This window comes from Paenibacillus sp. Y930 (assembly GCF_056786375.1).
In genome coordinates this window covers 7,135-15,349 of sequence record NZ_JBXCIX010000016.1, presented here as the reverse complement: position 1 = coordinate 15,349, position 8,215 = coordinate 7,135, and the positions used below count along the sequence as shown (strand labels likewise).

The window sequence follows — 8,215 nt, the reverse complement described above, 5'->3', positions numbered from 1 at the left end:
TATCTGAGATATTTGAACATACTATCGGAATCCGTGAAACTGTATAACATCAATATTTTTACTTGCTTCACTAACGGGGAACGATAGTTGAATAATACCCATGGATGAGTAGGCGTTGTGATGACCTGCTCATTTTATTAAGCTAAAGGGCAGTTTAGTGCAACAAATCGGAATAAGATACGTCTAAATATTGGAAGATACTAGAATAAACATTAAACGATCTAGTTTATTCCAACTTCTCATAGTGTTGTTTCTAGATCTTATTAAGAAAGAAAGGAGATCCTAATGAACAAAGCAAAGAAAATAATGTTTTCCAGCGCGATTGCTACAGTTCTTGTTATAAGTGTATCTGCTGTTGTTTATACTCAATACTCCAGTCCTGTTACTCCTATTACCCCTCAATATGCTGAACCTACACTCCCTGGTTATGTGAAAATTTCAAGGACTGAGTTTGAACAAATGTCTAATATTGTTATTGCAGTAAATAAAGGAGAACTTCCCGTTTCCGCTCTTAAGGATGCTGAGCTTTACTTAGAGCGTAGTCCTGAATCTATATCCACAAAGACTCGGGCTGAATACAACGCATTAAAGAAATAAAACATAGACCACTAAACAAACCGCATCTATCAATTCATACAGGAGTCACTCGATACGCATGAATGATACTTATTGAACGATAGTTCAATGCCATCAAGACAGCCTTTTCTCAACTACGGACAGGATAGTAATAAAAGTGTACGAGTAAATATATTAAAAATGGTATGATGTAACTAAAAATGCCATAAAAGGGAGTTGTGAAATGAGATTCTCGTTTTTATCATTGTACCCTATTTTTATGTTCATTTTTTACGGACTATTGATGTTACTGGTTGTATATAGTCTTTACTTGCTCATTAAGCTGGAGATACGAGGTATAAAAGCCCTGGATATTTATCTTGATGAAAAGAGAAATAGACGTTTATAACTATTCAAGTTACCACGCTAACGGGATTCTATAGTGAAGGGGCTTGCAACAAGGATGCTCCTCTATTCCGTCGAACTAACGGAGAACGATAGTTCAATAATACACATTGATGAGCAGGTGCTTCGGTATCCTGCTCTTTTTATTACGCTAACTGGCAGGTTAGTTGAACAAGAAAAATAAAAAGCATTCTATATTTTGAATGCTTTTTATTTTTATGATAATTAGGTGATGTACTAGAGTTTGTTAATGTGCTGTCCAATACTTCTTCAGTAAAAGGCATTGTAATATTAGCCTCCCCAAGCCTCTTTTAAAAGCTTCACACCTTCTTGAATTTCATCAAAGGTAAGATTACTAAATCCAAGCTTAATAATTGCTTCCGCAGAATGATTTTCTATGAAATAGATGGAGGTAGGATACACTTTAACCCCATAAATGGAAGCACGCTCGATTAACCATTCTTCTGAACGATTTAGATGTACCTTAACTAAAATGTACAAACCAGACTGCTCCCCAATAATGGAAATATGTTGTTTGAATTGTTTTTTTAATTCTGAAACTAAACAATGCATTTTTCGCTTATAAACGAGACGCATCCGTTTAATATGACGGTTCCATTCTCCCTCTTCCATAAATTTAGCTATTGTAAGCTGGCTAAGAAGGGAAGTAGTACTCTCAAAATACTGAAAATGTCTTAGATAAAGGTCTAAAATTTGCTGTGTGCTGCTCCCAATGATAATTGCATTTGAATCTGTCTTTACCCCGCGAGATTGGAGTAAATAGACAGCAATTTGTTTACGCAAGCATACTTCACCAAAGGGTTTCCCGTATCGAAAGCTCTCCCGTAATGTTAAAATTTGATTTGATATTCTTCTCCAAATTTTCAGGGGAAAATTGGTTTGATCCACGGCCCCTGCACTGAAATCAATTTCGACTGGCGTTACCGTCTCTTTATGATTTTTATGAGGTGGGATGAAAGTATCTTGAAATAAAACCGGCTCTAATTCATTTACAAAATACCCTTTTCTCGCTTCTCCGCGGATATAACCTTCCGCTACAAGCTGCTCATATGCCATCAATGTGGTATTGCGACTGACTTGAAGGGACTCTGCAAGTTGGCGAATGGATGGCAATGGATCATTAGGATGTAAGTCGCCACGCTTAATAAAAGACTTAAACTTCTCGTATATTTGCTTGTATTTGGGGGAATCATCCTTCAAAACAAAAATAGTATTCTTCATTTACAACCATCCTGACATGTTTATTTGTTTATAATTGTATCTTTTTATATGTCAATTTTTCTAGTATACTTATTTAGAGGAATTATAAAACCAATAAATGGGTTTTTCAAACATGTTTATTCCTAAATATTATAAAGTCACGGACATGGATGAAGTCAAAGAGTTTATTCAAAAAAACTCTTTTGGAACCATCGTCACAACAAAACAAGGGAAACAAATTGCGACTCATATACCTTTGGAGTTTAGAAAAAAAGGCGATGAATATTATATCACAGGACATATGGCCTATGGGAATCCTCAATGGAGAACATTTGAAACGTGTGAGAACGCACTTGTTATGTACCAGGGACCGGATGCGTATATTTCTTCTTCATGGTATGGTGATGAAAATGTTCCAACATGGAATTATCAAGCCGTTCATGTATATGGCAAACCGATTATTTTAGAGCAAGAAGAGTTAAAACAAGACCTGATTATGTTACTAGAAAAATATGAAAAACATCGGAAAAATCCAATTTATTGGGACAAGCTTTCGCCTGAGCTATTGGAAAGGGAACTTAAAGGTATTGTGGGATTTAAGATTAAAGTGCAAGAAGTTCAAGCCGCTTATAAATTAAGCCAGAATCGAAATGAAGAGGATTACCACAACATCATTGATCAACTACAGAAGGAGGAAAATCTGAATTCTCATCAATTGGCAGAAGCGATGGAAAAAATAAAAAAATAGGGGAATTGAAAGACTGGGTGTGAAGGTTTTCACTTAAACTAACGGGCGCTTGAGTTAAACAATCGGCTGCCTTTACATAGCCGCTTTTTCGTATAGAGTGATGGAGTTAAATACTTTTCAATCAAACACAATCTGTGCTTAAAATTGCTAACACTTCTTTTGTTACGATTTCGAACAAATACAACCTTTACTTGTACGCCGTTCGCCATCGTTGTATGAATAGAGCGTAAAAATGCCTTTGTTTCCTGATGCTGGTGTTGCTAGACGGTAAAGTTCTTTTAATCCAACTCGCTTTTGACCAACCAAATATCGTTTAGCCTTCACCATACCAATCACATCAATACCTTGTTCTACAATAGATTTAATCAATGGTTGCTGGGTAAACCAGTCAATTAGAAAAATGAAAAATAGGAAGGCTGATTAGATTAGATGAGAAAAAAGAATAACGAACAAGTTCTAGCTAAAAATCAAAAAAGGGAGGGCAGTGCATGGCTTGCAATCGCGGCTATTATTCTTGTGTCGATTAGTTTACGTCCAGGAATTATTTCTATTGGCCCTATTTCGACTCTTATTCAAGAAGATTTTAATTTTTCATATTCAACGCTTTCGTTATTGATTACGATACCTGATTTATTAATGGGGCTTTTAGCTTTGCCTACCCCATGGATTGCCCGTCGCTATGGTCGTAATACAGTTATACTTTATGCTTTATTACTGCTTACTTTATCTACTCTAATTCGCGCATTCTCTCCCAATACATTTACACTACTTTCAACAACAATAGGTGTTGGTGCTGGTATCGCAATCGTCGGTACATTAATGGGTGGTTTCATAAAATTAAAGTTCCCTAACAAAGCAGCATTACTAATGGGAATTTATACTTTCTCACTTTCACTAGGTACTGCACTCGCAGCAGGTACAACAGGAATCATCGCTTCAAATGCAGAAAGCGGATGGCGCTTAGCAGCCAGTATTTGGGCGTTGCCCGGTGTTTTAGCTATCATTGCCTGGATTGTGATAACCCTTCAAGGGCGTAAAGATAATCTTAGTTCACAAGAAGTTTCCGAAAGGCGCGTGCCAATTCCATATAAAAACCGAACAGCATGGATGATTGCTCTATATTTCGGATGTACGAATCTCCTTTTCTATGCCGTCATAGCTTGGGTCTCACCGATGTATCAAGAACAAGGATATTCGGGTTCAGTTGCAGGATTTATACTCTTAACTTTCACCGTCGTATTTATGCTAGCAAATCCTATATTTGGCTCGCTTAGTAAATCACTTGACCGCCGTGGCTGGTTAGCTGTATCTTCCGTACTCGCTGTAGTAGGTTTGATACTCATTGCTATCTGGCCAAATGCAACTCCATTTATATTTATATCTATTTTTGCTTTTGGCCTTGGTGGTGCTTTTACTCTAGGTATGACCTTGCCACTAGATAATACAAATACGGTAGAAGAATCGAACGTCTGGAACGGATTTGTTTTAACTGTAGGGTATCTGATTGCAGCAACAGGACCCTTTTTGGTTGGATTTATGCGAGATCTCTATGGAGACTTTGGTACTTCGATATGGTTTCTTGTAGGTATATCAGTTCTTATGCTTATCTTGACACCTTTTCTTAAACCGAATGAACGTTCTTTACAATAGTTTTTTCTCGTTGAGTGATGGATTTGAAAACTTCCGAATCTAACACAATAGAAATATGTTAGATTTACGAAAAGTCTCTCTTTCAATTAGAAAGGGAGACTTTTTTATCAATTATAGGTGTCATAACTTTAATAGTTCTGGCACAGATTCTTCTTCAACTAACGGGTGCTTTAATTGAATATTCGATTTCCGAAATGATCAATATTTATTACAAAAAGCCCAATACAGAAATGAAAAATAGCCCCTATTTTGATCAATATTTGTTCAAAATAGGGGCTATGATTTTCTATAAGAATCATCATTTATAGCTACGTTTTAATCAATCTTTATTCCAAGTCAACACTTACTATAGAGCAGCTCTATTGAGACGATTCGGTGAATCTAAAAACTTTATTGGTGAATTGCTACAGAAATCTGATGATGGTTGGGATTCTAATGGCTATTTTATAGACGACTTTACCGATTTACCAGATAATTAAACTATACCAGCTAATAGCATGTCAAGATTACCAGTAAAATTACCCTAGATCTTATGTTATAGTTAAAAAACATAAAGAAAATAACCCTCCAATTCGCAGAAATTTTTGGAAGGTTAAACCAATTATAATTGTTAAGTCAGACGGAATGCCTTTTTACTTTTTAAGATGGCATAGAGCCAATGAACTAGCTTATTTGCACATGCGACTAATGCTACTTTATGCGGCTTACCCTCGGCTCTTTTACGTTCGTAAAATTCTTTGATTCGAGTGTTACGAGAACGAATAAGTCCACACTGAACAGCCATGACCAGCGCGTAACGCAACTGCCTGGAACCACGTTTCGTGATTCGGTTTCGAGTTGCTGTAAACTTACCCGATGCAAAGACACTCGGGTCAATGCCTGCAAAGGCGACTAGCTTTTTAGGATGATCAAATCGGTCGATTTCTCCAATTTCAGATAAAATTGTTGCTGCAATTTTATGCCCAATACCGGGAATCGACTGAATTAATTCATACTCTTCAATTTCTTCAGCCAGAGCAGCTATGTTCTGTTCCAATCCAGTAAGATGCTCTTGGTACTGAAGAATGAGTGAAATAAGGACTTTCAAATTGATTAAGTGGCTTGCATACATGGTTTGCTGAAATGGGTTTTGTTTCGCCGCATCCAGCAGTCGTTGTATCCGTTGGTTAATCCAGTCCTCTGAGCGCCCCCGTTTCGAAGAAAGCAGTTCTTTCATCTTAGATTTTAGTGTGATTTCATCCGTCTGCAACACGGAATATGAGGTTGGGAACTCACTTAAAAACCGTAGTGAAATACCGGAATACATAGCTCCAAATACGCCTTTATAAGTTGGGAAAACCTGATCTAAAACAGCCTGGAATTGTAGCTTAGTCTGTACACACATCTTTGAAAGAGATTCGTATTGTCTTGTAAGATAGCGCAGATTGAGAAGTTGCACTCCTCTTTTCTTAAAAGGTTCAAACTCTTCTTTGTAGTACAACTCTCCCAATAGGTAAGCGTCAGCTGCATCCGTCTTTACTTTACGAAGTTGAGACTTTCTAAGCCGATTTGAGATGAGCGGATTAATGACAATGTAAATATAGTGATGTTCCTCTAGGAACTGAACAACGGGACTTTGGTAATGTCCGGTTGCTTCTAGAATAAGCAAAGGGCGTTGTTTGGCTGCAGATTCAATATCCTTTAAAGCTTGAAGGAGATTAGCTAAACCATCACGAGTATGCTCGAAGTGGAATGTCCCTCTGAATGGCTTTCCACGCTCTAAAAAGGCTTGTCCATGGCTTTCTTCTTTAGAAATATCTAGACCGATAACTGGATTCATATCATCTCTCCCTGTAAGTTTAGATTCACCGGCATCCCCTAAGGTTCTTCTTGTCGCTCCATAGCATCGCTTGTTATACGGGATCTTATGTCCCAACCAGCCTCAATCATGGTCATGACAAGTAGGGGTGAACATTATAGCTCTCGGGATCAAGTCCCACGGGCAGGTACGTTCGACCAGGCTATCTTAATCCTCTATGCAAATGAAAAAAGGATCAACCAGAAAGAACTGGTTGATCTCATAATACGAACGGGCAGGAGAGTCCAGTAAATCTGCCGAACTATTGATAAATAGATACCTTCTATAAGGTGAAAGGTGATTTTTTTGAAAACGTTTAATAAAAGAGAAAAACAGATTATGATTAATGGTTACCGATTTCACATCGTAATTAATGAAATACCTAGTAATGAATTTGTCAATTTTAAGGTGTATTCATCCAAAATCTCATATTTTGAAGTATTGTTTACATGGAAAGGCAGTTGGCACTTCAACCCGCATAGACCAAAGAATTGCGAACGTTTAATTGAATATGCTATTGCAAATGGGTGGAGATATAGTCTAGAAAAGCAAACGTTGAAAATCGGACAAGGTGATTTTCTAATTGAACAATTAGGATTGGATGTATGATTTTCAGATTACGCTAACGAGGAACGATAGTTGAAGAGCTTGCTTTGCATCAGCTTCATTTTGGTTATTGAAGTAACGGGCAGGTTAGTATAAACATTTCGCGAATACTCTAAGGATGGAATTATTTGCGAACTTCGCAAATATATCGTTATATGTAATTACCTAAACATCAAATAAAAATTGAAAGTAGGTGAAGTAATGGACTATCAAATAAAAACTAATCAACTACCTCATTATTTATCTGATGAAATCTTAGAGATTAATTCAAAGCTTAGATTAACTTCTTCCTCAATAGACAGCTATGCTTTTGAAGCAATTATAGATGAAGAATTGTTTGAGATTCCATTTAGAATCTATATAGATTTACCATTGAGTGAAGAAATTGAACAATTAACTACAAAACAATTACTAATACTCAGTTGTATCCTGACAAGACATTGTAATGGAATCGTGAGGGAAGAAAACTTAAAGAAGATTATTAATAGTAATGAACCTTGGATAGTTCCATATGTGAGCCAATTAGTTGGAGAATATGTAATAGAAATCATTCAAGTAATTTACGATAATAAAGAAAAATTAGATATGAATGAATTCAAAAAGTTTTTCTTAGAAAACCCCATTTTTTATCAAAGAATGAAACAAAGAGTTATCAGTTACTGGAATTGTTATTACAAGAAAGAAAATAAAGAATTTGAAGATTATATAGGGAACAAAATAATTAACTATTTTGAAAGTTTTTCAAAGAAGAGGTAACTACACATAACACAGTATTCGCGCAGTGGCTACGCCTTGGTCACTGGTGATGCTTTGGGCAGAGTAGTAGATTCATGTGACAACTTCCTTCGGAAGTTCGTGAATACAAGAACGTTATACGCCATTGTAATCCGAACAGCATTGTTAGTGTTTGCGTCCACAACGTCCTTGTTGTTTGAAGCGAAAGCATTTACAATCTTACTAAATACTTTAGAGATTTTCCTCACCTTAGTAACACTCTGAATGCAAAGAGGCACTTTGCAACCACACACATATAATCAAAAGCATTTGAAAAGCACTTTACAACACAAACCTGAATAAAGACAATGATCTTGAACCACTTGAACCACTTGAACCACTTGAACCACTTGAACCACTTGAACCACTTGAACCACTTGAACCACTTGAACCACTTGAACCACTTGAACCACTTGAAC

Annotated in this window: 7 protein-coding genes and 1 pseudogene; 5 read left to right on the top strand and 3 right to left on the bottom strand. The window is 36.6% G+C overall.

Going from position 1 to position 8,215, the window contains the following annotated elements:
- Positions 1 to 285: 285 nt before the first annotated feature.
- Positions 286 to 597, top strand: coding sequence for a hypothetical protein (locus AC1TO5_RS20925; RefSeq protein ID WP_482064774.1), 312 nt, complete (start codon positions 286 to 288; stop codon positions 595 to 597).
- A gap of 654 nt (positions 598 to 1,251) precedes the next feature.
- On the opposite strand, the gene AC1TO5_RS20920 is transcribed toward AC1TO5_RS20925, so the two are convergent.
- Complete coding sequence (locus AC1TO5_RS20920) at positions 1,252 to 2,202, bottom strand: aminotransferase-like domain-containing protein (protein WP_482064773.1); 951 nt, start codon at positions 2,200 to 2,202, stop codon at positions 1,252 to 1,254.
- Positions 2,203 to 2,314: 112 nt separating this feature from the next.
- Between AC1TO5_RS20920 and AC1TO5_RS20915 the strand changes: the two genes are divergently transcribed.
- The gene (locus tag AC1TO5_RS20915; RefSeq protein WP_482064772.1) at positions 2,315 to 2,929 is read left to right on the top strand and encodes an FMN-binding negative transcriptional regulator; all 615 of its coding nucleotides are present in this window, start codon (positions 2,315 to 2,317) and stop codon (positions 2,927 to 2,929) included.
- Between the two features lie 127 nt (positions 2,930 to 3,056).
- On the opposite strand, the pseudogene AC1TO5_RS20910 reads toward AC1TO5_RS20915, so the two are convergent.
- Positions 3,057 to 3,319: pseudogene (locus AC1TO5_RS20910) on the bottom strand (IS4 family transposase); the annotation flags it as partial.
- Positions 3,320 to 3,358: 39 nt separating this feature from the next.
- Here AC1TO5_RS20910 and AC1TO5_RS20905 point away from each other — a divergent pair.
- On the top strand, positions 3,359 to 4,579 hold the full coding sequence (locus tag AC1TO5_RS20905; RefSeq protein WP_482064771.1) for an MFS transporter: 1,221 nt from the start codon (positions 3,359 to 3,361) through the stop codon (positions 4,577 to 4,579).
- Between the two features lie 610 nt (positions 4,580 to 5,189).
- Here the strand turns inward: AC1TO5_RS20905 and AC1TO5_RS20900 are convergent.
- Positions 5,190 to 6,398 carry an IS110 family RNA-guided transposase gene (locus AC1TO5_RS20900; RefSeq protein WP_482064770.1) on the bottom strand — a complete coding sequence of 403 codons (1,209 nt, stop codon included), beginning with the start codon at positions 6,396 to 6,398 and terminating at the stop codon, positions 5,190 to 5,192.
- Positions 6,399 to 6,722: 324 nt separating this feature from the next.
- Here AC1TO5_RS20900 and AC1TO5_RS20895 point away from each other — a divergent pair, with 324 nt between their 5' ends.
- A complete protein-coding gene (locus tag AC1TO5_RS20895) occupies positions 6,723 to 7,025 on the top strand; it encodes a hypothetical protein (RefSeq protein ID WP_482064769.1) in 303 nt (100 codons plus the stop codon).
- 198 nt (positions 7,026 to 7,223) lie between these two features.
- The gene (locus tag AC1TO5_RS20890) at positions 7,224 to 7,778 is read left to right on the top strand and encodes a hypothetical protein (protein ID WP_482064768.1); all 555 of its coding nucleotides are present in this window, start codon (positions 7,224 to 7,226) and stop codon (positions 7,776 to 7,778) included.
- The last annotated feature ends 437 nt before the right edge of the window (positions 7,779 to 8,215 follow it).